This is a genomic window from Planktothrix mougeotii LEGE 06226 (assembly GCF_015207485.1).
GTDB lineage: Bacteria > Cyanobacteriota > Cyanobacteriia > Cyanobacteriales > Microcoleaceae > Planktothrix.
On the sequence record NZ_JADEWU010000025.1, the window covers coordinates 1 to 25,987 of the forward strand.

Genomic DNA, 25,987 nt, shown 5'->3' on the forward strand with positions numbered 1-25,987 from the left:
TAGCCTTTTTGCTTGCTGGGGGTTTTTGTCCAGATAGTCTCTTAATTTACTCATCTCTCCCGGCGGGTAAAATTCCATTTTACCATCTTTATACCCCCTTCCCTTTTCTATTTCGGAGATGTCTAATCAGCGCGACGGACTGAGCGAATTCCATTGCCTTCTCGCAGTGTTCGATACACCGTATCTTCGGAAATGCCATACAGTTGCGCTATTTCTTGGACTAATACCCGGCGGGATGGACTGCGCGGTGGGAGTTGGTCTAAGCGGCGACGTAGATCTACGATGGCATCAATTGGTATTTGTTTCTTGGGCATCCTATGATTTCTCCACTAATTTATCGGGGCGTGGGTGGAGATGTTTACGTGATAACCAATCGTAGAGAGTCGAAGGTGAACAATCGACCAGTTTGGCAATTGAGCGTTTGCTAATCCCTTTGGCTAGATAGCTGCGAATTTCTGCTTCCCTTGTGTCCAGTTTTAAATGTGCAGATTGTCGTCCTTTAGGTCGTCCCAACGTTTTTCCCTCGGCTTTCCGCTTGGCTAGGGCTTCAGTTGTTCTGAGTACAATCAATTCCCGTTCGATTTCTGCTGCCAAGCCTAAAACCGTTGCTGTAATTCGACTTTGCATTGAGTCATCCAATACCATCCCTTGTTTGGCGATATGGACGTTGATTCCTCGACGCGCGCAACACTCCAGCATTTCTAATACTTGTAGGGTAGAGCGTGCCATCCGACTCACTTCTGAAAAAATGACTACATCGGATTCAAGGGCAGTTTGATTCAGTAGTTGTCCTACACCTCGCTCTAACCATTTCTCCCGTCCAGAAATTGTGTCCTCTATAAACTGGATGGGACTCAAAGCATGGGTGTTGGCATACTCTAAAATGCCATGTCGTTGGTTGTGTACGTCTTGTTTGTCGCTGGAGACCCTCAGATAAGCATAAATAGCCATACCTTTAGTTGCTGTCGGTAAAAACCGCTTTATAGATTTAATTGGACGTTATTAGTCCAAATTAAACCACGAAAAGCGTACATATATGTCCAGTATAAAAGTTCGTATAAATTGGACACCCTGGAGGCAATAAATGCTGTACCCCAATTCCTGAAAGGGTTACGGCTTATTTGCAGTTATTGTGGTTTCAAAACCCTTGTTTGCAGTTTGAAAATCCTGTTTGCAGTTTCATTTGCAATTATTGTGGTTTCGAGACCCCTCTTATTTGCAAATAATGTGGTTTGAAAATTGGCTTGTTTGCAGTTTGAAGCGTTTATGTTTGCAGTTCGCTACAGCTATTTACATGGAACATTGGCTTATTACACGATTGAGCGATCGCAATATTTAACCCAGCAAATGTTACGTTAGTTTACAGCAATACTATGAATATTCAAAATCATAGTCATACACAAAACCCGCCTTCAAAGCCAAGTGACCTGGCGGCTTAAATCTTGATTTTTTTATCAACATTTCTGTCTACCCCCATGTTCCAGAGTAGTATTAATACTCTTGAGTTTAGGATAAATTTACACACTCTTAGCTCTATTACTCTAGCAACTTATCTAAGGCAGTTTGAGCAATTAGTTCCGCTTTTTCTGATGTCACTTTTTGATACTGTAACGTCGTCTGGATACTACTATGTCCCATCAATGCTCGTAATTCTTCTAAACCCATTAACCCGACCCGTTCGGTGGCAAAAGTATGTCTTAAATCATGCAATCTCGCATCTTGAAGTGTCGGGACAAGGGCGATGGCGCTAGCCGCGCCTGCTGGCGCATCGCTTCTTTCCAGTCTTGATACGCTTGGCTGTAGCTGAGGCGGTTCGTTTCTAAGGTTTTGGGGTGCTGGGCGACAAATAACGCTTGGGGATGAGGGCAACGAGGGCTTTGAAGGTAACGGTTTAAGGCGTCGGCGGCATCAACGCTGTAGAAGCACCAGCGTCGTTTATTGCCTTTGCCGATCACTTGGAATTTCCGCTCGGAGAAGTTGATTTGGTCGAGATCTAAGGCGAGGACTTCACTGACTCTGGCTCCACTGCGATGCAGTAAACGCACTAAAGCCATCAGTCGCCAGTTGCAGAGGTGGCGGATGGCTTGATACAGGGCGTTGAGTTGATTGGGTTTGAGGTAACGGATCGTGGTGTCTTCGTGGTGTTCTCCTTGTTCAGCATCGGGTTTTCTGGGTTTGAGGCGGGCGATGGGGTTGAGGGGAATATAGCCTTCATCGACGGCAAAGTTCATGAGGGCGATGAGGATACGTTGATGGCGACGGTGGGTGGTGTAACTCAGGTGGGTTAAGGAGTCGAGGTAGTCGCGCACTTGTTGACGATCTAGTGTTTTAATGTCCCAATACCCATACTGTTGGAGGAAGGGAATCAGGGTAAGTTCATAAGACTTTCGGGTTGCGGGTGAGAGTTCAGAACGCTCTAAAAATTGGGTGGCAAGGGTAGCGAGTGTGGTTGTCATAATGGGTCAGTTATGGTGAAATAGTAAGAGATTAATTTAGAGTATTTTTAGCATATTTTAATGCATACTTTTACATCGGAATTTTTGCCCCAACCCGAGGAAACGCTGGGGGAATACGTGCGACGGCTACGAGGATTGAAGCGTCTGAGTCAAGAGCAGTTGGCGCAAGGGTGTGGGTTGCATCTGCAAAGTATTGGCAAGATTGAACGCGGATTAACGACTCGCCTGAGTCAGAAGGCAAAACGAGGTCTGGCTCAGGTGTTGGGGGTTCCGGTGGCGTATTTGGAGGCGGCGGTGCGAGGGACAGGGGTGGAGGTGTCTCATTCGCTGAAACTGTGTTTGCATTGTTGGACACCAGGGGCGGTACCGGAGTTGGGGTGGACTGACCCTAGAGCTAAGTTTTGTTTTTTGTGTGGGGGGGAGTTGTGCGATCGCTGTCCTGGGTGTTCTCATCCCATTACCTCTGAACAATATCGCTTTTGTCCGATGTGTGGCCAGTCTTATAAAATTCAGGGTTAATTTTGCAATGGTTACGGAGATTTTACGATGACTTGTCAAGAAATAATTGATTGTATTGAGACTTTGACAAATGATCTTAACGACAATAGAATATAACTGTAGAATTGGGAAAATTTTAATTGATGGAACTTACCCTTAATTTAAATATAAAGTTGGGAGAGTTTGAGGATGGCTTTAACAATTGCTGATGAAGCGTTAGAAAATATTCAGGTTTCGGTTGAAAATCGAGAAAAAGCTTTAAAAAAAGCGAAAGAAGGATATGTTATGGCTTTATTGGAGGTAGGAGAAATTAGCAGTGGTAGGGCTGCAAAAATTCTGGATGTTTCTCGATTAGACCTGATTAAAATTATGAATAAATGGGGAATTTCTATTTTTGATGATTCGCAGGACTTGGAGGAATTCCGGCAAGAAGTTGAACAAGCTGAATTGATTTTGAATCAGCAAGGTTTTTAAATGATTATTGTGTCTGACACCACACCTATTAGTGAGTTAGCTAAAGTTGAACTTCTGGATTTATTGCCTCAAATTTTTGAGAAAGTGGTGATTCCGCAGGGGGTATTTGATGAATTACAGACAGGTCAGCATCCCGCCGCGAGTTTTGTGCAGAATTTGGCTTGGTTAGAGGTTGTAACGGTCAATAATCAGCAGATGGTTGAGGAGTTACAAAGGTCTTTTAATTTAGATTTGGGAGAGTCAGAAGCGATTGTTTTAGCGGAAGAGATTGGGGCTTCTCAGTTATTGATTGATGAAAAGGCAGCGCGTAAAGTTGCTATAGCTCGAAAGTTACCTTTAATTGGGACTGTGGGGATTTTAGTATTAGCAAAGCGTCGGGGTTTATTGGGTAGTGTTAAAGATGTTTTAAATGAAATGCAGGTAAAGGGAACAAGAATTTCAGAGCGGCTTTATGGACAAGTTTTAACTTTAGCTGGGGAAATGGAGGGGGAATAATGGGTAAATATAACGCTTATCAGAAAGCAGAGGGTTTAACATCGTTACGCGAGTGCTTATGACACAATGAATGCTAAAGTTTGGGAGTGCCATTGTTGCGATTAAATCACTATGCCACCGCGGATGAAAGTTTCCCGAAACGTTTGGATTTTGGGTCTGACTAGCCTATTCAACGACACCAGCAGTGAAATGATCCATGCGGTGCTGCCGTTATTCTTGGTTTCAACTCTTAGTGCAGACGTTGCCTTGGTTGGCTTAATTGAAGGGATGGCAGAAGCAACTGCATCAATTCTCAAAATATTTTCGGGAGCGATTAGTGACTATTGGCAACGGCGTAAAGAATTAGCAGTCTTTGGCTACGGGCTTTCTACCGCAGTAAAACCACTATTTATCGTTGCCAGTAGCCCATTATGGGTGCTGTTAGCGCGGGTAGGCGACCGCATTGGCAAAGGGATTCGGGTTGCTCCTAGAGATGCCCTAGTCGCGGATTCAACCGATGCTTCTAATCGAGGTGCTGCTTATGGTCTACGCCAATCCCTCGATACGATCGGTGCTTTTTTAGGCCCTTTATTGGCATTTGGATTTCTGAGTACAGGGCAAAGTTTTCGCTTCATCTTTACCGTAGCATTAGTTCCTGGGATCTTAGCGGTGCTCTGTCTTGCTGTAGGGATACATGAGCCTCGACAGCCTTACCATACTTTAAGCCGTCCAAATCCACTCAATTTTCAAGCCTTGAAAAGTCTGGGTACTGCCTATTGGGGATTGGCGATCGCTGCATTACTATTTAACTTGGGCAACTCCAGTGAAGCGTTTCTGCAACTGAAGGCAAAACAAGTCATGATTCCCGATGCTCACATTCCGCTGGTTTTGGTAGTAATGAACCTTAGCTATGCCCTGAGTGCTTACCCAGTGGGAGTATTGAGCGATCGCGTTAACCGTAAAACGTTGCTAATTCTGGGTTGGAGCTTAAATGCTCTCATTTATCTAGGTCTGGCGTTTTCTCAAACCTACTGGCAAGTTTGGCTGTTGATTGCCAGTTATGGCTTGTACATGGGGATGACTCAAGGAGTGTTGCTGGCAATGGTAGCGGATCGAGTGCCGGAGCATCTTCGCGGGACAGCATTTGGGTTTCTCAATCTCATGGTGGGATTTGCTCTATTACCTGCAAGTTTTTTGGCAGGATGGTTATGGCAAACCGTGAGTCCAGAATCAGCATTCCTGGTGGGCAGTGGTTTTGCTGTGGCAGGAATTGTTCTTCTCTCCTTGCAGCAACAAACTGAGTTGGGAATTTGATATTTAATTTAGATTCCTATGTCTTCTTGACATCCTCTCACCGCTAATTCGGAGTACCGAATATAGCGGGGGATTCCCAAGATTACTCTTTGGGTTTCCTCTTTCTACGACTCGGCTTGCATTGAGGAGTTTCCTCACCAATGTAGAGGTCGATGTCTCCAGAGGCGTTTAACGTTCCTGCGTGCCCCGCAGTACGGAGTCCTAGCTCAAGTATGTTGATAGCCGCATTCCAATCCCTATCAAGCACAAAACCACATTGATGACATTTATGTGTTCTTGTACTCAAAGATTTCTTGACGACTTCCCCGCAGTTGGAGCAATTCTGACTGGTGTATTGGGGAGGAACTGCAACAGTCACTACGCCAAACACTTTTCCGAAATATTCCAACCAGTCGCGGAAGTTAGACCATGCCGCATCGGATATGGATTTAGAGAACTTTCTGTTTCTAACCATGTTCCGCACCTGCAAATCCTCATAGGCTACCAAGTCGTTAGACTGGACTACGCATCTTGCCAACTTCACGGCAAAATCTTGACGCTGCCTACTTACTTTGAGGTGCTTCGTGCCCAAACGTTTTCTGGCCTTGTCTCGGTTTTTAGAACCTTTCTTGGTCTTAGAGAACTGGCGGTTAAGGCGTTTAAGCGATTTCTCGGTTTTTCTCAAGTGACGGGGATTTTCAACGGTCTCACCGTTGGAGTCGGTATAGAAGTTGCTGAGTCCAACATCCAACCCGATTGTCTTACCTGTGGGTTCGCGCTTTTCAATTCGCTCGCTTTCGATACAAAACTGAACGTAGTAGCCATCTGCTCGGCGCACTACCCGCACTCGTTTAATCTGTTTCAACTGATAGAAGTGCAGATCGCGAGTTCCCCACAATTTAAAGGTTCCTGCCTCAAAACCATCACTGAAGGTGATATACCTTCTGTCTTCGGACAACTTCCATCCTGTTGTTTTGTATTCAACAGAACCGTGGGTTTGATGTTTTTTGAAACGTGGAAAGCCCTTTTTTCCTGGCTTATTCTTCTTACAGTTGTCAAAAAAACGAGCAATGGCAGACCATGCCCTTTCTGCGCTAGATTGACGAGCCATCGAGTTAAGTTTCCCTGCCCAAGCAAATTCTTTGCCCAAGACAGCACAATATGCACTCAACTCATAGCGCCCCATGCCCCGATTATCCATCCAGTATCTCAGGCAAGAATTACGGACGAAAAGAGCAGTGCGAATAGCTTCATCCAGCTTCTCGTACTGCTCTTTCAACCCCTCAAGTTTTGCCTCAAATACCAACATGGTTACGTTGCTTTACTTGACGTAACTATTTTAGCAAAAACCCTGTCCGCAATTCATCTCACCGCCAAGCTGAGTACAGCTATGGCGGGAGCCTTCTTGCGGTTGAAGGTAAGGGTTTGAGCCACAGGTTGATTATCGTTGCAATACCGCTATCTCGGCTCAATACCCTATTGATTCACATTTTCAATAACTTCCTCAAGCAAACGCACCCGCTCCTCGAAAGTCATTTGGTTGTCAATGAAATTTTTGATTTGATCAGCCATTTCTTTGAGTTCAATCGCTTCATCCCCATTGGGTGTATCGATTGGGGTTTGATCATCTTGGATATTGTAATAGCACTCAGTTTCGGGATCATAGGTGTAGTTCAATCCCTCAAAAGTGAAGCTATAAACAACAATAATGCAGCCATCAATATCATCAATCTCCCCGGAGAAGATGAACGATAAGCTATTGTCAAATAATATTTGTGGAAGACAAGCTTCATCTTTTGAATACTGAATACTTACAACTTTGGAGTCAATTAAGCTGTTGATTTGTGATAGCGTCATAGTTTACGGTTGTGTTGTAATGATAATCCTTAAAATACGCTGCATTTCCATTTCTTCTAAATTAACAAACTGATTTCCTAGGAAACCTGTCCGTAGTTGAATTCTTAATTGATATGCCATGCTAATCAGTTGGATCACATCGTCTTCTAAGTGAGCAAGATTTAAAGGTCTATCTAATAGGGTTTCTGCAATAGTTCGATGCACCATAAATTGATATTCCCACCAATCCCCTTCCTTAACCTCGTGATTAAAATCTTCAATGGCTCCGTAATCATCGTATAAACCAACTCCGATGAATTGGAATGGAGATTGAGGTTGAGGGTTTAGTTGTTGATTTGAGAATTTGTATTGATGACAATCGGACATTAATGTATAGGTATCCCAATTATTTTGATAAGTTACAACTAATAAAACTTCGTCACCAATCCTAATCCCAGCGCGGGAGAATGCACAAGTAACATCAAAAGAACCCATGATATTAATCTCCAAATATTCAATTAAAAAAGATTACTAAAACTTAATATACAACCTAGCCTAACAGTAACAGTTTTTCCTTTAAAAGTAATCTAATCCTCGGTAAGCTATTGAATTTCTGCTTTTTGAATTGGCGTTATTCTTGAACACGACCGGGAAAGGATATTTCCAAAACAACACAGCCAACATCAGTTTTAAAGGGGCCGTGAATTTCTCCAGGGGGTCTACTAGCATAATGTCCACATTCCAACCATAGATCAAAGGCGGCATCATAAAGACGACCACTGACGATAAAAATTTCTTCAGGGTAAGGATGGCTTTTTGCACCCGCCGGGGTTGTATCCGTCCCTGGATGAAACCGAGTTAAGCGGGTATATTCACCTGTTTCTTCATCAAGGCTTAAAGTGAGTTCCTCAATGTGTTCCTCAAACCCTGGAATCGGTTTCCAGTGACCCTGATGTTCTCGGTTTAACGGATTCCAGTAACGAATGGTGGATTTAGGCATAACATCAATTAAATTAGGCAAAGAAATAGCGAGTCAAGTTCCTTCTTTTTTTGAGTTTGTTTGAGTGTAATTAGAAAATAGCATGGATTACAATTGTGATGAGCTTGTATAAACTGAATAAAAATTTTCATACCACATAATTTGAGTTTTGTTATTAATGCTTTTAGCAGATAAAAGCGTGAAATACTTCAGACAGGAATCAAAACGAACGTGCGTCCACGGAACACCATGACCATGTGTATTACACCAAATTGAATCCCCTTTTTCAATGGCAGTTTTGGCAATTTCTCCAACCTTTTTCCACAAAGCGTGTTGCAAATCAACCCCAGCTAAACGACAAAAAGCAGCAAGATGACCATATTTTCCTGTGGCTTTAGGTACGACTAACAACGCATCCCCGGACAAATTAGGAAATGTTGCCACCTGTTCGTGGGGTTTTAACTTTTGAAGATATTGTTGATAAGCATCTGGATTAGCAGACCCAAAAGAAGAAGGAATTAATACGGTAAAAAAAGGATAGGTTGTGGAAAAACCAGAGTGAATTGGAACGGGTTGCCAGAGGAAGTCAAAGGGAATATCAGCCCAAGTTTGATTCCACAGTTGGCGAAAATCCGCTTGATTTGATAACCCCATTGCGATAGCCGACCAAGAAAAGGGGTGCTGGTGGGAATCAACAAACCGAACAAGCATTATGTTTCGTTGCCCAATTTTCAGGGGAATTTGATGGGCAGTCGCGTGATTAATATTGCTTTGTGAACAAAGTTTCATCAGTCAATCCGTCCAATCCTTAAATTTACTTAAATTAAACGATAGATTCTGTCAACACTTTCGCCTGTTCCCAAACTAACTTAGTGAATTGATTTTCATTTTAAGTTATTCATACTCATCTGGGTTGGGAAAAATTTAAACCAGTAACGCTTTTTTATGTTCTTTCTCTTAAAATCTATCTCAATTCAAACTAATATCAAGGAAGCATGAATATATTACGGACTCATGAAAAATGCTCGGCTTTATTGGCAATCATAATAATGGGAGTCGCCAGTCCAGCTTACGGCGGTGAAGTTAAACCGACTCCAGTGCCGTGTTGGTTTTTCCGAGGAGAAAATTTAGAACTTCAGCAAACTTGTACTTATCAGTCGAATTCTTGGCTAGGAGGCGGAGGTAGTTTTTTAATTTGGGAAGATGGTGTGAAAACAAAGATGGCTTGGGGATTACAAGCACGGGCAGGAAAACCTTGCGAAGATACAAGCGTTGATGGGGTTTGTGGTGTTACTTATTTTCGCCACCCCACAACTTTAAAACGCATTTCTCAAGCTGAGAAGGAAAAGTTAAAGACAGAAAGTCAACGAATGATTCGCTGTATAGAAGTACAAGATAAATCCATTTGTTGGCTTCGATAAAAAATCAAGAGGATGCAGCTTAGTCGTTTCTTGATTACCTCTCATTTAACTTTTTATTCTACTTAAATCTAATGAAATTATTGTACTGTCATCAAAGTCAACCTCTTTCTCGAACACTATTCTACTTTAGCGTTTCTCTGATTGGATTAGCCTTGACCTTCTGTATGGCAATTGCCTCCGTTAATGCTCAAGCTAAATTAACAGAACAATCCAAAGTATCGATTTATGGAATTGGCCCAGTCAGCGTCGGGATGACGATTGCTGAAACTTCCAGTGCCGCAGGAACTCCTTTGATTAAAACAACCAGTCATGGAGCAAGATTGGGGTGTTTCTACTATGAGCCTCAAGGCGGGCCAGAAGGAGTGAGCTTTATGGCTATAAATGGCAGAATTGCTAGAGTTGATGTTAGTAATGAACGGATTACAACCGTTAGTGGAGCCAAAATTGGAGATACCTTGGACAGAATCTACTCACTTTATCCTGGACAAATTCAAATAACAGATATAACATCGGGTGGCAGAGTTCGTTATTTTGCATTTGTTCCTACTTCTGTCGAAGATAAAAATTATCGTCTTCTTTTTGGAATGATTCAAGGTTCTGTTCGGTTTTTTATAGCGGGTCAACTTCCTGAAGTTGAATATCCTGAAGAATGTTTGTAAGTTTTACGACATAATCGCTATAACTTACGCCGTCATCTCGGAGGACGTTGCAGTAATTCCAAAGCTTTTGAACAATGGTAGATGATAAGTTACTCATAGGGATTTAAACTAATAATTAACTTTGATTATCTGCTGGAGGTTGAGGAATTTCCTCTGCGGTTAAGGTGACAACTTTTCCATTTTGCCAAACACTGACAGATTCCCCTAATTTCCGATGTCTATCTAAAGCTTTAGCGATAGCAATTTTCACCCCGGCATCAATTTTTTGATGAAGTTCGGTTAGGGGAATTGGGGGGTTATTCTCGGACGGTGATTTGATTCCAGATGGCGGGTTCATAAATGATGATCTCTTGGTTGTTTCCTAATGCAGCTACTAATTGAGGGCTAGTCCCCGAATTGTCGTAGGCTATCCAAGTATCGCATAGGGGTAAATACAAATCCGTGAGGTTTTTCCGTCCCCCTTCATAGCGACGGCGAATCACTTCTTCTGGAATATTGTGACCCCCACTTTCGACCCGTCTGCGTACCCTAGCAATCGCTAATTCCGGGCTTTGTAACCAAAAGTAAATTAAGTTAATCTGATACCCTTGATTTTTACAGTTTCTCAAAAACCGGGCATAACTGCGAGTTGCTAGAGTGGTTTCAAAGGCAAAATCAACTCGATTATTAACTAAACTTGCCAGTCTTTCTAACATTAATCGTCCGGCTTGAATGGCAACGGATTCAGGATTAAACGGAGAAAGACCCGCCGCAATTTCATCGGCATTGACGTATTCAAACACTTCAAGAAAATCAGGGAGAATTTGCAGGGCTGAGGTAGTTTTACCAGAACCATTGGCTCCACCAATTATGTACAGATTGGGCATTATTTTAAGGGAAATTCAAGTTGTAAATCTGATTTGGCTTTTGAACGGCAAACTGTTTGACCCGATTTTACAATGATTAATTTCCCTTGACATTTAGGGCAAAAGTCATAGATTCATCTTCACCCGATTCAGAGATTCCTGAAAAGTTCTCTGTGATTAACATCACTTCAGGTGTTGAGTCAAGTCACTGTTACAATCTTTTACATTACGTTACATTTATTTACAGAAACAAGCGAGTTCAAGGAGAAACACCATGTACACCACCAACGAAAACGGAATCCTGAATAACTACGCCACTGAACCCCAACTTTATGTAGCTGAGTACCCCTCACCGGAACAGCAAAGTCGCTATGCCCTTCAAGGTGCTGCTGCTGTCCTTCTGGTCACTTCCCTGCTTCTGATTGCTTTCGCTGCCTCTTAAACAACCATCATCTCTTGTCAACCTGAAAATCATGATTCTTTAAACTGCCTCATCCGGGGCGGTTTTTCCGTGTCTAAGCCAAATATCGAGGCTTCTGCTGGCCTCAACTGTGATTTCCCTCACTTAAAATGTTCAGATGCCTCACCCAATTTTCCCCGAAGAATCATAGGTGTTAAGGATTAAAATCAATTTCTAATCGAGACTGCTAGTAGATGATTAAAGATGTCAACCCCCACAGGGATTAAACATCATGAAACTCATCTAAGTAGGTGGTCATAAATAGAGTTAAAATAGAAAATGAAGAAGTATCGGAGGAACAGTCATGCCAATGCGGTTAAGAATCCAACTAACAGAAGAAGAAAAAAAGAGGTACTAACTCTGTATCAGCAAGAGAAAGTTCCGAAAAGAACAAAGCAGAGGATAGATATATTAATGTTTAGTAATGGAGGATGGGGAGTATCAAAAATAGCCAAGAACTTAAGGTGTTCAGAAGCGATGGTGAGAAGAACAATAAGTCGATGGATAAATCAAGAAAAAGAAGGATTGTTTGATGCGCCTCGTCCGGGGAGAAAACGGAAGTGGGAAGAAAAAGATATAGAATATTTAGAAACTTGTATAGAGACAGATGAGAGAACGTATAACAGTCGTCAACTGTCGGAAAAACTGTTGCGAGAGAGAGCGATCGCATTAAGCGGAGAAAGAATTAGAAAAATCTTAAAAAAAAAGACTGGCGGTGGAAAAGGACAAAATCGAGTTTAAAGAAAAAACAGAATCCCGAAAAAACAGCGAGGAAGCGAAGAGACTTGGAGACGTTAAAGCGTTATGAGGAAGAGGGTTTGGTTAAATTAAAATATTTAGATGAATCCGGCTTTTGTTTGTGGACTCCTGTGAGCTACAGCTATGCAAAGAAGGGGAAGCAGAAACAGATAAACCAGACGAAAAAGCGAGGAAAAAGAGTGAATGTAATTGGAGCATTAGAAAAAGGGAAAAGTTTTGAGTACGGTCTAAGTCTATCAGGAATTACAAGTGAAACTTACATAAAATTTATAGATTGGCAAGCGGAAAAAGCCGAAAAGCATTTTCAGAAAACCGGACAAGTTACCGTGATAATTCAAGACAACTATAGTGTCCATAAGAGTCAAAAAATCCAAGAAAAAGAGAGGGAGTGGCAAGACAAGAAATTAGAGTTTTTCTTTCTTTCTGCTTATAGCCCCGAATTGAATGAAATAGAACCCGAATGGCATCAATTGAAAGAGCATGAACTGGCAGGAAGAATGTTTGAAGATGAATATGATTTGATACAAGCTGTGATTCAAGCTATTGAAGATAGAAATGAAAGAAATAATTGTACCTACCAACGATTGCGATTTAATTCCCTTAGTAACTCTCAAGAATTATCCTAAACAATCTTTTTGTATTGTTTACTTTATTTGTGACCACCTACTTAGGAGAAACAGCAATTAATACACCCCATAAGAAACCAAGGAATCAAGAAATGTCGGCTGAAAATCGAGAAGAAAATCGGTTAAAAGCTAAACAAAGGATTGTGGTTGAACATTTAATCAGGCTGATAAAAATTTATCGAGTGGCTTCAGAAAGATTTCGGTTAAAAAGGAGAAATTATGAAGCAGTAATCTTGACAGTATGTGGATTAATAAGATGGCGAATAGGAGCGATTGTACTATCATCGAAGAATTGCCAAGGCTTCTTATGAGAATTGATTAAATATTAGAGACAAAATTCATTAATTATTATTAATATAACTGAAAAAGCTTATGAATCCGTTACTTTTAGGCAACTTGGCGCAGGAGTGCTAGAGATTTAAAAAGTAGTGATAGCGGGCATTTGGGGATTTTCGGAGATGTCTAGTAGTCAACCCACCCCGACCCAAATTGCCGAATTTCGTCCCACACCCGAAATGCAGTCTCGGTTACTCATTCTGTTAAATCGTCGTCAAGGAGGAGATTTAACTCCCGCCGAACAACAGGAACTCGATGAATATGAACGCATTGAACATTTAATGATTTTGTTAAAAACAGGCAATTCACCCTTTCTAACGAGTTAATCTGGAAAGAAATAAGCCTAAAAACAATACTCGATTAGCTTGTCAAGGAGTTGTATAATTTAGGGCATCAACAATCTGTTAGGAGAGTGTCAAATTCGAGGTCTTTTAAATTTATAAACAGATTGGGAAAACTTTTATGCCTTATAGTAAATTTACACTGAGTAAAGCAGTAGATGATTTTCAACTCACGATTGTGGAAGGCGATCGCTTTCTCCCAGAGATTTCCCCAGTCAATCCAACTGCTTTGCTCAAAGATACGTTGAAAGAATCGTTACCTTGGGCAATCGCAGTAGGGAGCGAAAAAGCCCGTTCTGAAGCGATTATCAATCCCGTTTTATTAGAAGTCAAACGTCAGCTTAAGGGACAAATTAGTGTTTTTTCGGGTGAAGAATTCAACGTGCAGCCAGAGGTTGATTTAACAGGTTATATAGATTTTCTAATGAGTCGCTCTCCAGAGCAATTGTTTATTAAAGCACCTGCTGTGGTTTTAGTAGAAGCGAAGAAGGAAGATTTGAAACCCGGACTGGGACAGTGTTTAGCTGAGATGGTGGCTTCCCAACGGTTTAATCAACAGAAACAGCAACCGATTTCAACGATTTACGGAACAGTGACGAGCGGTACAGTTTGGCGGTTTCTCAAGCTGGAAGGGCAAATTGTGACGATTGATTTGACTGATTATCCACTCCCCCCGGTTGAGCAAATTTTGGGTTTTCTGGTTTGGATGGTGCAAAATGGCTGAGGATTGGGATTTGGTATCATAGGTTAGAACTATACCTCTAGAGCGGATTATCTGTTGTGGCTAAGGATCGTTTTCATCAAGTTGTTAAGAAGGCTCTAGCTAAGGAGGAGTGGAATGTGACTCGCGATCCGTTTCAGATTAAAGTAGGTGGTGTAGACATGGAAATTGATTTGGGAGCAGAAAGATTACTGGCGGCGGAGCGAGGAGAGGAGAAAATTGCGGTAGAAGTTAAAAGTTTTTTAGCTACTACATCGGCAATTTCCGAGTTTCATACAGCACTGGGGCAGTATATTAACTATCGGGCTGCATTGCGTCGTGAAGACCCTGATCGCATTCTCTATCTAGCCGTACCCGAGCTAGTTTATAACAGCTTCTTTCAACTTGATTTTCCCGCCTCAATGCTGCAAGAAAATTCCGTAAAAATAATAGTTTATAATATTGAAATGGAGCAAATTTCACTATGGAAGGAGTAACGGATAAATTAACATACTATCAGCAAATTGTGCAGCAATTGTTGATGGGTTACGCAGAAGTTAAGCCGGCTTATGGTGATTTTGAGGTAGAGACTATTTTTGATACCCAGCGAAATCATTATCAAATTGTGCATCTAGGTTGGCAGCATAAACGCTGGGTACATCATTGTGTAATACATCTTGATATTCGGAGTGAGAAAATCTGGATTTTTTACAATTCAACGGAGCATGATATTGGGGCAGATTTAGTCAATTTGGGCGTACCCAAACACGATATTGTGTTAGGTTTTTATCCTCCTTTCATGCGGGAAATGAGCGACTATGCTGTTGGCTAAAAGCAGAAGAATGACGGGGTGACAAGATGGTTAAAAGGTACATTGAATCAAACCTCATAGCTCTCTCCAGGGCTGTTTTATCCCAGATATTTAAGAAAATTTAATTTTCGATTAAATTGGAACTAGAATTGCTCATCTCTACACCTTCTTGAATCGCGCCTAATGCTTTGAGAGTGGCTTTTTGCCCCTCGCCCAGCCCTGTTACCCCCGTAATATTCATACCTTTGTAAGGGAGAATGCTCTTTAAAGTTTGTGTTAATTTATAAGTGTGTATATCCCACAGTTGAATAGGTTGTTCCAAAAATGCGATCGCCAATAACGGTTTCACCGGATTCCAATCCACTGACCAAGCATGATTTTTACCCTCAATGACTTGCTCACACTCACCCGTTTTGACATTCCAAATTCTGACGGTGGTGTCACTACTAGCACTCGCCACCTGATTGCCATCGATATTCCAAGCTACGGAATAAATATGTCCAGTTACCTGGGACTGTAATATTCTTAAACACTCTCCAGAGGCGACATCCCACAGTTGAACGTTCCCATCATAATCTCCACTCACCAGAGTTTGACCATCAGGACTCAAGGCAATCGAATGGATCGGATGATTCACCTCAATGACGCGATCGCAAACCCCTCGGCTTAAATCCCATAGCCGAATCGTTCCATCCGAACTCCCACTCGCTACCCGGTTGCCCACTGGGAACCGAACAACCGACATCACTGAGTTCTGATGACCGGATAGGGTTAATAAACATTCCCCAGAGTGAGCATCCCAGATCCTCACGGTTTGATCGTTATTGCCACTAATGACATAATTTCCATCCCAACTCCAAGCGACTGAGCGTACCCAATTGTCATATTCTGATAATACCGTTAAGCATCGTCCCGTCTGCACCTCCCAGATGCGAATTGTGGCATCTGCACTGCTACTCGCCATCAAGCGTTCATCGGGACTCCAGGCAACGGATAACACTTCTTTAGTATGTCCCTGAAATACCCTGAGACATTCACCGGTTTGGCTGTCCCAGAGTTGCACGGTATAGTTTGTACTGCTACTCAACAGCCGAACTCCGTCTTGGCTCCACCGAACAGACCAACAGGAATCACTATAGCCCCGCAATGTTTTGAAACACTCACCCGTTTGAGGGTTCCAAAATTTAATCACTTGATCCTGGGATACACTGACGAAGGTACCGCTATCGTGGCTCCAGGCGACCGCCCAAATCCAACTCTGTTCTCCCTGAAACACGCGCAAACAGTTCAGAGAACTATCCCACAGCGGCATAATTTGAGCAAGACTTCCCCCGACTAATCTATGACCATCTGGACTCCATTCCAGACTATAGAGATAATCCTGGATGGTGGTTGCCTGTAAACACTCTCCCGTTTGCCAATCCCACAGTTTGACGGTTTTATCCGCTCCACTGCTTGCCAGGACTTTGCCATTCGGATGTAACGCTAAAGCCAACGTCCAATACTCGTGGGCCGGAATTACCCGAATACACTCCCCTGTAACGACATCCCAGAGTTTAATCGTGCAATCGTTGTCGGCTGCTGCCAAGAGAGTCCCATTGTCAAGCCATACGACATCATGAACCCAACAACTCTCATCATTGGGTTTGCTAGGGCCTAAGCGAGTCAGACAGGTTCCCGTTGCCACATCCCAAACCATGATGAACGAATCTTGCCCTACACAAGCCAGTTTTTGACCATCGGGACTCCAAGCTAGGGCAAAAATCCATTTCGTATATCCCTGAAACTCTCGCAAACATTGACCTGTGCGACTATCCCAAAGCAGAATTCTGCGTTCGGCACTACAGACTATCATTGTGCCATCTGCACTCCAGTCGCCCGCCAGAATCCAGCCTTGTCCCGCCTGAATTCTCATCAAGGGCTGCATCGGTTCAAACTGCCAAATATGCAGTCCTCCGTTCATATCTCCAATGGCAAAGCGTCGCCCATCGGGGCTAAATTTCACCCATACTCCCCCTGTAAAGAGTTGGGTAAAGGTGGATTGAGCAAAATGGGCGGATTGAAAATTAATGTGGTGTAAGGTCGCACCCCGGAAATCGGCATGGCGAATTTTTAAATGAGAAAAGTCCCATCCCGTCAGGTCAATTTGCAGATGTCGGCACAGATTGATGAAGTTACCCACACCGTAGCTTAAGAATGGCGTGGGGGCGTGGCGTAATGCAGTTAGAATCGATTGCAGATGCTGCTCTAGGGTTTCAGAATTGTAAAGTGAGTCTTGGAGTTTTTGGATTAAGGGCTGTAAAATTAATCGGACTTGACTGTCTCGAATATAGTCTAAAACTGTTGTTTTAATCAGTGCATATTGATGAAAATAGGAGAATTTAACCGTTAACAGTTCCGTCACAAGTTGCTGAATTAAACCGTCTGTAACATATTCCATAACAACGGGCTGTAAGGTATACTCGCCGGAGCGCTTTTCAATTAAGCTGCGCCGCGTTAAGGATTCTAGGGATTCTAATAGGGTTGCCCGTGAAATTGGAGGTACAATATCATCTTGTAGTTCTGCAATCGTTGTCCATTCTCGATTGATTGCTAACCAATACATGATAGTTTGTTCGACAGGAGACAACCGCTCAAATTGCCGATTTAATAAGCGGTGAATCCCATTAAATACTAATATATTTTCTTGCAAAAAAGAGTTAATATTCCCTTCAAACAAACTCTGAATCGAGGCAGCCACAATTTTTAAGGCAAGGGGATTGCAACAATATAACTTACACAGGCGACGTTTTTCTGTATCAGTTCCGATCAGTTGTTTGGAGTTCATTAAGGCAAGGGAGGTTTCCCAGGAACCGCTTAGGGAAAGCGATCGCACTGCTCCGTTTAAGTCTTCTGATATGGCAACTTGTGCGGATTTCTCACGACTGGTGAGTAAAATACAACTCTGATGAGAAGTTTCTCCCAGTAATTGCAATAATTCACCATAGTCTGTGAAATCTGGCTGGTAGTATCCGGCGCAATTGCCAGCTTGTAAAATCGTTTCTTGATTATCCAAAATCACTAAGCAGCGATGGGTTTGCAGCCAGTACAGGAGTCGTTCGGGTTTAGCTTGAAGATCTTGCTGGTTAGAAAGGAAAGGCACCAGTTCGGACAATAACGTATCTAAGTGAGGGGCGTTGCGGAGACTTCGCCAAATGACAAATTCAAATTGGTCTTGTAAGCGTTGAGCGACTTTAGCGGCTAAGGTACTTTTACCAATTCCCCCCATTCCCACCAAAGCAATGAGTTGGCAGCGATCTTGTATTATCCATTGGGTCAGGGTTTCAATCTCTTCACCTCGACCTTGGAAGTTGGAAACATTGATCGCTTCACCCCAATCAATTGACCGTTGGGCTTGAGGTTGAGGAGTAGTCGTCGGGGCATTAAAGTGAGTAATAATGCCGCGCAGATTGGTTTTGTTGACTTTACGGCCCAAAGCCTCACTGAGAAGTTTCCAAAATTTGGGGCCGATGTCCCGTTGGAGATAGTTGATAGAATAGCCCGATCGCTCGGCAATGCGATCATAAGTGAGGTTATTCCAAGCACCGAACAAAAGAGAAACTTCAACCTCAGTGAGCGTTCTAACAACTTTGGGAGCGATCGCATGGTTGACCACTTCCACTACCTGCTCAAATTCCATCTCTTTTCTCGCTCTATATAAAGCTGCCTCTACCTTAAATCATACTTTCCATACTTGACAACTCCATACTTTCCTGTACAGACGGCATCGGGGAGTTGGGATAGATTGTTAAGAACCAGACTTTGAAACCCTTTAGAGCTTAATCCTCATCTACCTACTTAGATAACTCTCTCGTCAACGAACTCGCAAAAAAACAAGTTACTTGTGCTTTTTAAGAAGCATTCACATAAATTTAGCAACGCTGATAGCTAATTTTTGGCTAATTAACAGCCTAAAGTTGCCTATTCAGAACGAAAATTTTGAGGGGTTTATGGGTGGTAGCCCTGATTTCCTGAACAAGATTTAGCTAGTTTGTAAAAATCTTCCAAAAACGAAAGGTAAAACTATGTTGCTCTCCAATTCCATTCAAAAAACGAACCTTTACATCAATTGCATTACCCACGAGGGAAAAGTAGTGCTGTTTGGTACTGCTCCTGATGGAAAAATTTACTACACAGTCAAGCAAGATGGATATGAGGATAACTACAACAAAAATGGTTGGGAGGATTGGCAACCGTTATTGTTTCCCAATGAAAAGCCAGATTCCTCAGTTGTAGAAAAGGAAAGAAAAGAATTAACTCACCAAGATTTTCCGAATAGCTTTATTTTGCAATCCCGCTACAGAACTAACGAAGAATCTGCTTTTGCTCCAGTTCAACTGGTATCTGGATTGGGTCACATCTATGTTTTCCGGCAGTCTAAAACGAATACATTGCTGGTCGATCGCTTCGTTTTAGACGGCATGACCAATGAACTTAATCGAAAATTGGAAGTCCGCTATCAGCAGAGTCGCAAAAAATATGAACCCAATAAGCCTAATAAAAATAGCTCAGGGATAGGTTTATCTAGTTTTGATTCTCTAAATTTTCAAGATAAGAATAAGAACAAATTCTACGAACCTACAACAGAAATTAGCGTTATTAACACACTCCATAATGGCTGGTTTTCAGTAGTATTATTACCCACTAATGAATTGGATAAGTACCGTTGGCATATTTTTGCGTATAACCACAATACGAAGAAAGTTGATATCATCTCAATTCTTGCTTCTGAAGAGGGTTTGTTTGATGTCAAAGACTCTACCGTATTCGATCCAAAACCCGGAGAACCCAGTGTTTTAGTACCTCGTAGCATACCAGGAATTATTCGCCGCAGTTTGGAATTAAAGGACGAGAAAGGTAATGTCTTAAAGATAGTTAATGGGCTGTCTGCGACGAAATATGATGTGCAGTCTGAGATTCTAACTCAAAATAGTGAAACTCAATTGATCAAAGATGCCTCGAAAATCATGCTGGTTATTCCTACAGATCAAGGGAATACAGTAGCATTAAGTTTTGCTGCTGCAAAGGATGGAACTCTATCGCAAATTTCTGAAGATGGAACATCTCAGATATTGCGAAGTAATAATCGCTATGTTTTACTGCCTTTGAATACCTTGGATGAAATAAGAGCAATTGGAGATAGCACTCCACCTGCTACAGGGATAATCGCTGGTATGACGAGAACTGAGGGCGATCTCATCCAAATCACTTCAGCCCAAGCGGTCACATTAAATTCAGGGGATAATGTCAAAATTCAAGGGACAAAGCACTACAACGGCTATCATGTCGTTCAAAAAGTTGATGATAATACCTTTGAAATTGAGGCGAAATGGGTTGATGGCAACAGTGAAAACTGGCAGGTTGGAACTTGGGAAGAGCTTCCATCAGAACAAAGTGGTTTAGTTTTTGATGGAATCATTACCGCCTTTGAACGCACAGTCGAAGGAAAGTTAAGGATTACCAGCCCCAATCATGGACTCGATAATGGGGATGGAGTCCAAATCTCAAATACCCAGAGCTCTGATGGCACATATCTCGTGACTGAGGTTGATAGCAATGGGTTTACCCTGGATGTCAAATGGCAACCGGGAGCCGCCGCTAACGTTAAACTCGAATCTCGCAAGCAACGGGGTATTAACTTTGATGGCATAGGAGACTATATTGAGATTCCAGCCCTCAGTGAGTTAAAGCCGCCATCTCCAGACTATTCTTTTGGCGAAACCTACTCGGCTTGGATTTATTGGTCGAACAACGGAACTGGAGAACAATTAATTGTTGGTGAAAAAGGTCAACTAATGCAGTTGGCAATTAACAATAATCATGCAATCCTGAAAGTCTTTTTCAGCGATGGTTTTCGCCAAATTGAAGATCCACTTCCTGTAACCACAAACCAATGGGTGCATTATGCAGGCATTTTTTCATGCGAACAGAAAACAACTGACGATCAGAAAACAACAGAAACTAATTTAATTCTGTGTCGAAATGGGGAGCAAGTTGCCAAGCAAGTAGTTTCTGCAACGCCTGAAACCAAACCTCAAGCTCAAGATAGCGCAGGAATCACTAATGCAAATAAAAATAAATGGCAGTCTGGATTTCTGATTGGAGGCACAGCCAAATCAAACTATTTTACTGGCAAAATTTCCGATGTCCAGGTGTGGAACCATGCCCGTCAACCCAAAGAAGTTCAAGATAGTATGTATCTGCGACTGACGGGTAAGGAAGTTGGTTTAGTTGGGTATTGGCGACTCGGTGCGATTGTTGAAGGTGACAAACGAGAAGTGGTCGATTTTTCCGTCTTTGGTAACAATGGCATTGTCTATGGCGACGCATTTGTTAGTGCTGTTACCCTTGATCGCAAGCTCAAGGACAATAAAACCCTAATCGTTCAGTACACTAATGATGAAATGTTTGCTGTGACCCAACGGGCGACCTATGTAGAGAGCTTTGAGTTTAAGTTGGATACGCTCATCGAGCCTAATAACATTGATAAAAACGGAAATCCAGTCTTTCAACCTTTCTATTGGGGCAAAGCCAATCGAGATTCAAAAAAGCAAGAGAACTTCTTCTCAACAAAATTTGAATTTCAAAACCTAAATAATGGTTGGTATCAAGCTTCAGCAAGTTTTACTATCCCTGATGGGGTAAAGATGGTTCGTTCTTTTGGGCTTGTTGATGTCAAAGGTAATAATTGGACAAAACTTGAAATTCGCAAGCATCGGATTCAATTAGTATCTGATGCCATTACAGAAGCCCAATACAGTGACGAATTTAAGTTGCAAACTCTAGAGAATCAACAATCAGAAGCCAACAAAAAATTACAAACATTAACGCGATATGAGCAAGAAGAGGCGACCTTGCTGCTTCGCAAATGGCAATTAGAGCAAGCCAGTAAACCCGAAACAAAGATTAACTTAGAAAAGAAAATAAATGACCTTGAAGGGGAGGTTAAGCAACGTCAAAAAATGTATGAGGCTGCGAAAGCAGACCGTCAAAATTATTGGTATAAAATTGTTGCGAAGCACAGTGGCAAGGTTCTGGATGTAAGTCGTGATGCCAGAACGGAAGATGCAAATGTTCACCAGTGGGAATGGTTAAATCTAGATAACCAAAAATGGAAATTTGTGTTTGTGGGGGATGACTACTATGAAATTGAATCTAAACAGAGTCAAAAGGTTCTAGATGTATCTGCAGCAAAGAAAGATAATAATAGAAATGTCCAGGTGTGCAATCGGTTCAATGTAGATAACCAAAAATGGAAACTTGAGTGGTTGCCGGAAGGCAACTGCTATAAAATTGTTGCCAAACACAGTGGCAAGGTTCTGGATGTATCAGGAAAATCCATGAGCAATGGGGGGAATGTCCAGCAGTATGAATGGCAAGCCAAAGATTCTCGAGGTCGAGAATGGTTGATTTATGAGCTAGATGAATATCCGAATGATGCAATTAAAAAGGAGAACGAGGCACTACAAAGCAAAACCAGTGAACTTCTCAAATCTAAACAAGATTTAAATGATCTCAATGATGCCAGCAATTTATTGAATATTGTGAACCGACGACTCACTATTATTCAGAACGAGATTAATAACTTAAATCCGAAAGAGATTGGTGGTCAATCAAAACCCGTGATAATGACAGTTCTGGCAACTGATCGCCGGCAATTGACAACTCAAGGTGCATTATTGGACTTTGTTAACTCCACCAGCCGATTAACTGCTATTGAAACCTGTGAAGGTAATGTCCAACTAAGCTACTTTGATAATCAAGGCAAGATGCGACAAATTAACTTTGACGCTACTGCTGACAGTCGTAATGCCTCATTTGAACAGTGGATTCCAGATCAGCTACCTCTTTGTTTAAAACTTTCTAATAGTGGTTCGATTAATTGCGGTAACATTGCTCTTGACAACCGGAGTTTTACAATTGAGTTTTGGGCAAAACGGGATCAGCTTGGGATGGGTTTTTGTGTTCTCAGTCAAGGTAGTGACGAAAAAAATAAAGGCTTACACATCGCCTTCCGCGAGACTGGAAAGTTTACCTTTGCTTTTTACAGCAACGATCTCGACACAGACGAAAGTTATAACGATTGTGACTGGCATCACTGGTGTTGTGTTTATGACATTCAAAGTGATGCAAAAAAAACACGAACTATTTACCGAGACGGAGAAAAAGTCCTCCAGTCAGAGAACATAGCTGGAGATTATCAAGGTTCTGGTAATTTAGTCCTAGGAAAATTCCTAAATTCATTACCCGGTTACTCTGCGGTAGGTAGACTTGCGGAAGTAAGAATTTGGGAAGTTGCCCTCCGTGCGGAGGAAGTTGCCGTTAACAGTAAAGTTCGGCTCAGTGGCAATGAACCTGGGTTAGTCGCATATTATCCTCTGGATGAAGTAGATAAAATCCGAGATCTGACTGGGAAACAAGCTGATGGAACCATTCAAGGCACTCCTAGTTGGTGCAAATTTACTGCACCGCTTGGTCATCCCGGACAAAAAATCATCGAGTTTAACGGGGTAAATAGTTCTATAACTCTGCTTCCAGCTAGTATCCCTTCAGGTAATGAAATCACAATCAGTTTCTGGGCTAAGGGAGGAAGCAAGCTTCCTAAGAATACTTGCTTGATTGAAGCGGTTAATGCTGAAAATCAGCGGATTTTAAACATCCATCTACCTTGGAGCGATAGCAAAATTTATTTTGATTGTGGTTCTTTAGCAGGAAATTATGATCGCATAGAAAAAATAGCGACACCAGATGACTTTCAAGGTAGCTGGACTCACTGGGCATTTACAAAAAATGCTACAACAGGTGAGATGAAAATCTATCTCAATGGAAAACTTTGGCATAGTGGTACTAGCAAAACTAAAACTATCCCAGTAGTAACAACAGTTGTTCTAGGAAAAGCTGCTGCAACCGATCAGAATTATTATGATGGTGCTGTTTCAGAACTCCAGATATGGAACAAAGCTCGCACTGAGGAAGAAATTCAGGCTAATATGCACAAGCAGCTAACGGGGACAGAATCAGGACTTGTTGGATATTGGCCACTTAATGAGATTCAGGGAGATCAAGTATTAAACCTTAAAGGTACTATTCGTGGCACAGTCAAGGGTGCTGCGATAACCGAAGACTATGCCCTGCCTATTTGGGAAGATGCACTGATTAGCTGTGAATATAGCACTATCGGGTTAGATGATAAACAGCAAAAATCGGCTATGATGCGACGTTTCTTTGCCTTTCCTAGTATTGCCGGGGTCAATCTATTACCTGACAAACGAATTGAAACCTTAGAAATGACATGGATTGGCAATGCTCAAGTTAATCCTACCTTGTTGGGTTACATAGAGGGTGCGCCTCCAGTACCCAGCGAAAATCTAACCTTACTTACCTCTGGTACGGCGGCACTAAAAAGTTATAATGATGCCTCATCCGTTGAGCTTGTTACTAATGAAAGTGTATCTTATAGCTGGAATCGCGCTCAAGATGCGGGATTAGGATACAATGTTTCAGCATTTTTAGGTACTGCTTGGGAAAGCGAATTATTTAAAATAGCATACAAGGGAAAACAGGGTTTGAAATTTGATTCAACAGGTAAATATAGCTTCTTAAATGCTACTAACATTTCAGCTGCTTCTGGCTTGCAGATTACCAATAAATTAAATCTTCATGGTGCGGTAGAACAGCAGACTAAGTTTCCATCTTTGGGAAAACGGTTCATCCCTAAAAATATTGGTTACGCATTAGTTGTGTCGGGATTAGCAGATGTTTATATACTCCGTCTAAGCCGTAGCAAAAAAATGGTGGGCTACCAGATTGAACCTAACAAAGATATTCCCCTAGATGTGAACACCATCACATTCTTAATTAATCCCGCATACACTATGAACGGTAGCTTAGATGGGATGACAGGCACCAATGCAACCACTGATCGATTTTTTCAACAGGTTCCAGAGATGCGATTGCAATATGGTTCTCTCTATCCAGCCAGCTATTTTCGTTTGCTTGAAGCTTATAATTTGAAAAAGCAGATCGACTATCGAGATCAGCAGCGGAAAGCCTACTTTCAACAATTTAACGCCCGTTTAACCGATGAAACTTCCTTACGGCGAGAGGTAGGAAAACAAGATTATGATACTGGGGAACCTTCTCTTAATTCTGAAAACACAAAAGGTTCTAAATCTCAAGAAGCAACCCCTTCCCAGGACGAGATAAAAGCGAGATTTAAACAACAACAGCAGGCAGTGAATGCTTCCGAGAAATTTGCGGGTTGGCAACAGAAAATGGAAGATTTACAAATCCGAGCGGGTAAGCGTAATATCGTCAATACTTATGTATGGGATGCAGATGGAGGTATTTATGCTGAAGCTCAAAATTTTGCTTCTACGATTGAACATACGGTAGGTGGATCATTTAGCTTTACTGGTGCTTTGGGCTTCCAAGGAGAAGGAGTAGTTACTGGGTTTTTTGCGTGGGGACTTACCGCTCAAGCAACTGTTCACATGACCCAAACGATGACCAAAAAAGAAACCCAAAGCAAAGGATTTGCTCTAAATGTGTCAGTGGCTGGTGTAGAACGTCAAGGGATTACCGATTACAAAGATCGCCCTATTCTACCGGGTGAAAAAGTTGATCGCTATCGCTTTATGAGCTTCTACCTCGAAGGCAGCACCAACAACTTCAATGACTTCTTTGCCTATGTTGTAGATCCCGAATGGTTAGCTAGTAATGATGAAGAAGCGCGTGCTTTGCGTCAAACTGCGGCTGGTTCACCCAATAAGACTTGGCGGATTTTGCATCGGGTCACCTATGTGGAACGTCCAGCTTTGATGGGTTAGGAAAAGTTACTGCAAAGTAAGTAAACTGCTTTTGAGCATTAAGTGCGATCGCCTACGTTCACAGCCTAATTCAGTCAACATGAGCCAACTGAAGAGCGTGAATAGGGCGATCGTTCCTATCCATTAACGTCCAAAGAGTTGTTCCAGTCAT

At 42.1% G+C, this 25,987-nt stretch carries 26 protein-coding genes and 1 pseudogene; 15 read left to right on the forward strand and 12 right to left on the reverse strand.

The features are described from left to right. Positions 1-122 precede the first annotated feature (122 nt). From IQ236_RS12575 to IQ236_RS12585, 4 genes are all read right to left on the reverse strand, one after another. Positions 123-314: a hypothetical protein gene (locus IQ236_RS12575; protein ID WP_193869574.1), complete on the reverse strand. Its 192-nt coding sequence runs from the start codon at positions 312-314 to the stop codon at positions 123-125. 1 nt (position 315) lies between these two features. Beyond that, complete coding sequence (locus IQ236_RS12580; RefSeq protein WP_193869575.1) at positions 316-951, reverse strand: recombinase family protein; 636 nt, start codon at positions 949-951, stop codon at positions 316-318. Between the two features lie 585 nt (positions 952-1,536). Further along, on the reverse strand, positions 1,537-1,710 hold the full coding sequence (locus IQ236_RS28040) for a hypothetical protein (RefSeq protein ID WP_265578686.1): 174 nt from the start codon (positions 1,708-1,710) through the stop codon (positions 1,537-1,539). Further along, positions 1,698-2,456, reverse strand: a complete 759-nt coding sequence (locus IQ236_RS12585) for a tyrosine-type recombinase/integrase (protein WP_265578687.1) — start codon at positions 2,454-2,456, stop codon at positions 1,698-1,700. The genes IQ236_RS28040 and IQ236_RS12585 overlap by 13 nt, the downstream gene beginning before the upstream one ends. Positions 2,457-2,573: 117 nt before the next feature. Between IQ236_RS12585 and IQ236_RS12590 the strand changes: the two genes are divergently transcribed. The 4 genes from IQ236_RS12590 (at position 2,574) to IQ236_RS12605 (ending at position 5,216) form a co-directional block, all read left to right on the forward strand. Beyond that, positions 2,574-2,975, forward strand: coding sequence for a helix-turn-helix domain-containing protein (locus IQ236_RS12590; RefSeq protein WP_322744136.1), 402 nt, complete (start codon positions 2,574-2,576; stop codon positions 2,973-2,975). A 168-nt stretch (positions 2,976-3,143) separates the two neighbouring features. Beyond that, the gene (locus tag IQ236_RS12595) at positions 3,144-3,428 is read left to right on the forward strand and encodes a UPF0175 family protein (RefSeq protein WP_193869577.1); all 285 of its coding nucleotides are present in this window, start codon (positions 3,144-3,146) and stop codon (positions 3,426-3,428) included. Further along, on the forward strand, positions 3,429-3,923 hold the full coding sequence (locus IQ236_RS12600) for a DUF3368 domain-containing protein (protein WP_193869578.1): 495 nt from the start codon (positions 3,429-3,431) through the stop codon (positions 3,921-3,923). A gap of 111 nt (positions 3,924-4,034) precedes the next feature. Continuing rightward, positions 4,035-5,216: an MFS transporter gene (locus tag IQ236_RS12605; RefSeq protein ID WP_193869579.1), complete on the forward strand. Its 1,182-nt coding sequence runs from the start codon at positions 4,035-4,037 to the stop codon at positions 5,214-5,216. Between the two features lie 82 nt (positions 5,217-5,298). Here IQ236_RS12605 and IQ236_RS12610 read toward each other — a convergent pair whose 3' ends face one another. The 5 genes from IQ236_RS12610 to IQ236_RS12630 all read right to left on the reverse strand — a co-directional run bounded on the left by IQ236_RS12610 (position 5,299) and on the right by IQ236_RS12630 (position 8,799). Continuing rightward, positions 5,299-6,504, reverse strand: coding sequence for an RNA-guided endonuclease InsQ/TnpB family protein (locus tag IQ236_RS12610; RefSeq protein WP_193869580.1), 1,206 nt, complete (start codon positions 6,502-6,504; stop codon positions 5,299-5,301). A 167-nt stretch (positions 6,505-6,671) separates the two neighbouring features. Then, positions 6,672-7,052, reverse strand: a complete 381-nt coding sequence (locus IQ236_RS12615; RefSeq protein WP_193869581.1) for a hypothetical protein — start codon at positions 7,050-7,052, stop codon at positions 6,672-6,674. Between the two features lie 3 nt (positions 7,053-7,055). Continuing rightward, complete coding sequence (locus tag IQ236_RS12620) at positions 7,056-7,526, reverse strand: hypothetical protein (protein ID WP_193869582.1); 471 nt, start codon at positions 7,524-7,526, stop codon at positions 7,056-7,058. 136 nt (positions 7,527-7,662) lie between these two features. Continuing rightward, complete coding sequence (locus tag IQ236_RS12625; RefSeq protein ID WP_193869583.1) at positions 7,663-8,031, reverse strand: cupin domain-containing protein; 369 nt, start codon at positions 8,029-8,031, stop codon at positions 7,663-7,665. An 87-nt stretch (positions 8,032-8,118) separates the two neighbouring features. Further along, positions 8,119-8,799, reverse strand: coding sequence for a DUF6940 family protein (locus tag IQ236_RS12630; protein WP_193869584.1), 681 nt, complete (start codon positions 8,797-8,799; stop codon positions 8,119-8,121). Between the two features lie 206 nt (positions 8,800-9,005). Here IQ236_RS12630 and IQ236_RS12635 point away from each other — a divergent pair, with 206 nt between their 5' ends. Continuing rightward, positions 9,006-9,431: a hypothetical protein gene (locus tag IQ236_RS12635; protein WP_193869585.1), complete on the forward strand. Its 426-nt coding sequence runs from the start codon at positions 9,006-9,008 to the stop codon at positions 9,429-9,431. Between the two features lie 71 nt (positions 9,432-9,502). Continuing rightward, on the forward strand, positions 9,503-10,090 hold the full coding sequence (locus tag IQ236_RS12640) for a hypothetical protein (RefSeq protein ID WP_228041592.1): 588 nt from the start codon (positions 9,503-9,505) through the stop codon (positions 10,088-10,090). Between the two features lie 115 nt (positions 10,091-10,205). Here the strand turns inward: IQ236_RS12640 and IQ236_RS12645 are convergent, their stop codons facing one another. Beyond that, on the reverse strand, positions 10,206-10,427 hold the full coding sequence (locus IQ236_RS12645) for a hypothetical protein (protein WP_193869586.1): 222 nt from the start codon (positions 10,425-10,427) through the stop codon (positions 10,206-10,208). Continuing rightward, positions 10,387-10,956: a zeta toxin family protein gene (locus IQ236_RS12650; protein ID WP_193869587.1), complete on the reverse strand. Its 570-nt coding sequence runs from the start codon at positions 10,954-10,956 to the stop codon at positions 10,387-10,389. Before IQ236_RS12650 ends, IQ236_RS12645 begins: the two co-directional genes overlap by 41 nt. A gap of 253 nt (positions 10,957-11,209) precedes the next feature. On the opposite strand from IQ236_RS12650, the gene psb34 reads away from it, so the two are divergent. From psb34 to IQ236_RS12690, 8 genes and pseudogenes are all read left to right on the forward strand, one after another. Further along, positions 11,210-11,377, forward strand: coding sequence for a photosystem II assembly protein Psb34 (gene psb34 / locus IQ236_RS12655; protein WP_193869588.1), 168 nt, complete (start codon positions 11,210-11,212; stop codon positions 11,375-11,377). A gap of 297 nt (positions 11,378-11,674) precedes the next feature. Beyond that, on the forward strand, positions 11,675-12,136 hold the full coding sequence (locus tag IQ236_RS12660) for a helix-turn-helix domain-containing protein (protein ID WP_265578688.1): 462 nt from the start codon (positions 11,675-11,677) through the stop codon (positions 12,134-12,136). A 14-nt stretch (positions 12,137-12,150) separates the two neighbouring features. Beyond that, a pseudogene (locus IQ236_RS12665) lies at positions 12,151-12,780 on the forward strand (IS630 family transposase); the annotation flags it as partial. Positions 12,781-12,809: 29 nt separating this feature from the next. Next, a complete protein-coding gene (locus IQ236_RS12670; protein WP_193869590.1) occupies positions 12,810-13,091 on the forward strand; it encodes a transposase family protein in 282 nt (93 codons plus the stop codon). 147 nt (positions 13,092-13,238) lie between these two features. Next, positions 13,239-13,442, forward strand: coding sequence for a hypothetical protein (locus tag IQ236_RS12675; protein ID WP_193869591.1), 204 nt, complete (start codon positions 13,239-13,241; stop codon positions 13,440-13,442). A gap of 136 nt (positions 13,443-13,578) precedes the next feature. Beyond that, positions 13,579-14,181 carry a hypothetical protein gene (locus IQ236_RS12680; protein ID WP_193869592.1) on the forward strand — a complete coding sequence of 201 codons (603 nt, stop codon included), beginning with the start codon at positions 13,579-13,581 and terminating at the stop codon, positions 14,179-14,181. Positions 14,182-14,237: 56 nt separating this feature from the next. Continuing rightward, complete coding sequence (locus IQ236_RS12685; RefSeq protein WP_193869593.1) at positions 14,238-14,654, forward strand: element excision factor XisH family protein; 417 nt, start codon at positions 14,238-14,240, stop codon at positions 14,652-14,654. Next, positions 14,642-14,989 carry a XisI protein gene (locus tag IQ236_RS12690; protein ID WP_193869594.1) on the forward strand — a complete coding sequence of 116 codons (348 nt, stop codon included), beginning with the start codon at positions 14,642-14,644 and terminating at the stop codon, positions 14,987-14,989. Before IQ236_RS12685 ends, IQ236_RS12690 begins: the two co-directional genes overlap by 13 nt. A gap of 100 nt (positions 14,990-15,089) precedes the next feature. Here IQ236_RS12690 and IQ236_RS12695 read toward each other — a convergent pair whose 3' ends face one another. After that, positions 15,090-18,647: a WD40 domain-containing protein gene (locus IQ236_RS12695; RefSeq protein WP_193869595.1), complete on the reverse strand. Its 3,558-nt coding sequence runs from the start codon at positions 18,645-18,647 to the stop codon at positions 15,090-15,092. 385 nt (positions 18,648-19,032) lie between these two features. On the opposite strand from IQ236_RS12695, the gene IQ236_RS12700 reads away from it, so the two are divergent. Then, positions 19,033-25,836 carry a LamG-like jellyroll fold domain-containing protein gene (locus IQ236_RS12700; protein WP_193869596.1) on the forward strand — a complete coding sequence of 2,268 codons (6,804 nt, stop codon included), beginning with the start codon at positions 19,033-19,035 and terminating at the stop codon, positions 25,834-25,836. Positions 25,837-25,987: the final 151 nt, after the last annotated feature.

Excerpts from the sequence above, each read along its gene's own strand:
- IQ236_RS12680 (WP_193869592.1), top strand. The coding sequence starts at position 13,579 with ATGCCTTATAGTAAATTTACACTGAGTAAAGCAGTAGATGATTTTCAA.
- psb34 (WP_193869588.1), top strand. The coding sequence starts at position 11,210 with ATGTACACCACCAACGAAAACGGAATCCTGAATAACTACGCCACTGAA.
- IQ236_RS12615 (WP_193869581.1), bottom strand. The coding sequence starts at position 7,052 with ATGACGCTATCACAAATCAACAGCTTAATTGACTCCAAAGTTGTAAGT.
- IQ236_RS12605 (WP_193869579.1), top strand. The coding sequence starts at position 4,035 with ATGCCACCGCGGATGAAAGTTTCCCGAAACGTTTGGATTTTGGGTCTG.
- IQ236_RS12625 (WP_193869583.1), bottom strand. The coding sequence starts at position 8,031 with ATGCCTAAATCCACCATTCGTTACTGGAATCCGTTAAACCGAGAACAT.
- IQ236_RS12575 (WP_193869574.1), bottom strand. The coding sequence starts at position 314 with ATGCCCAAGAAACAAATACCAATTGATGCCATCGTAGATCTACGTCGC.
- IQ236_RS12700 (WP_193869596.1), top strand. The coding sequence starts at position 19,033 with ATGTTGCTCTCCAATTCCATTCAAAAAACGAACCTTTACATCAATTGC.
- IQ236_RS12645 (WP_193869586.1), bottom strand. The coding sequence starts at position 10,427 with ATGAACCCGCCATCTGGAATCAAATCACCGTCCGAGAATAACCCCCCA.
- IQ236_RS12620 (WP_193869582.1), bottom strand. The coding sequence starts at position 7,526 with ATGGGTTCTTTTGATGTTACTTGTGCATTCTCCCGCGCTGGGATTAGG.
- IQ236_RS12595 (WP_193869577.1), top strand. The coding sequence starts at position 3,144 with ATGGCTTTAACAATTGCTGATGAAGCGTTAGAAAATATTCAGGTTTCG.
- IQ236_RS12580 (WP_193869575.1), bottom strand. The coding sequence starts at position 951 with ATGGCTATTTATGCTTATCTGAGGGTCTCCAGCGACAAACAAGACGTA.
- IQ236_RS12695 (WP_193869595.1), bottom strand. The coding sequence starts at position 18,647 with ATGGAATTTGAGCAGGTAGTGGAAGTGGTCAACCATGCGATCGCTCCC.
- IQ236_RS12640 (WP_228041592.1), top strand. The coding sequence starts at position 9,503 with ATGAAATTATTGTACTGTCATCAAAGTCAACCTCTTTCTCGAACACTA.
- IQ236_RS12635 (WP_193869585.1), top strand. The coding sequence starts at position 9,006 with ATGAATATATTACGGACTCATGAAAAATGCTCGGCTTTATTGGCAATC.
- IQ236_RS12675 (WP_193869591.1), top strand. The coding sequence starts at position 13,239 with ATGTCTAGTAGTCAACCCACCCCGACCCAAATTGCCGAATTTCGTCCC.
- IQ236_RS12650 (WP_193869587.1), bottom strand. The coding sequence starts at position 10,956 with ATGCCCAATCTGTACATAATTGGTGGAGCCAATGGTTCTGGTAAAACT.
- IQ236_RS12660 (WP_265578688.1), top strand. The coding sequence starts at position 11,675 with ATGAAGAAGTATCGGAGGAACAGTCATGCCAATGCGGTTAAGAATCCA.
- IQ236_RS12600 (WP_193869578.1), top strand. The coding sequence starts at position 3,429 with ATGATTATTGTGTCTGACACCACACCTATTAGTGAGTTAGCTAAAGTT.
- IQ236_RS12585 (WP_265578687.1), bottom strand. The coding sequence starts at position 2,456 with ATGACAACCACACTCGCTACCCTTGCCACCCAATTTTTAGAGCGTTCT.
- IQ236_RS12610 (WP_193869580.1), bottom strand. The coding sequence starts at position 6,504 with ATGTTGGTATTTGAGGCAAAACTTGAGGGGTTGAAAGAGCAGTACGAG.
- IQ236_RS12690 (WP_193869594.1), top strand. The coding sequence starts at position 14,642 with ATGGAAGGAGTAACGGATAAATTAACATACTATCAGCAAATTGTGCAG.
- IQ236_RS12630 (WP_193869584.1), bottom strand. The coding sequence starts at position 8,799 with ATGAAACTTTGTTCACAAAGCAATATTAATCACGCGACTGCCCATCAA.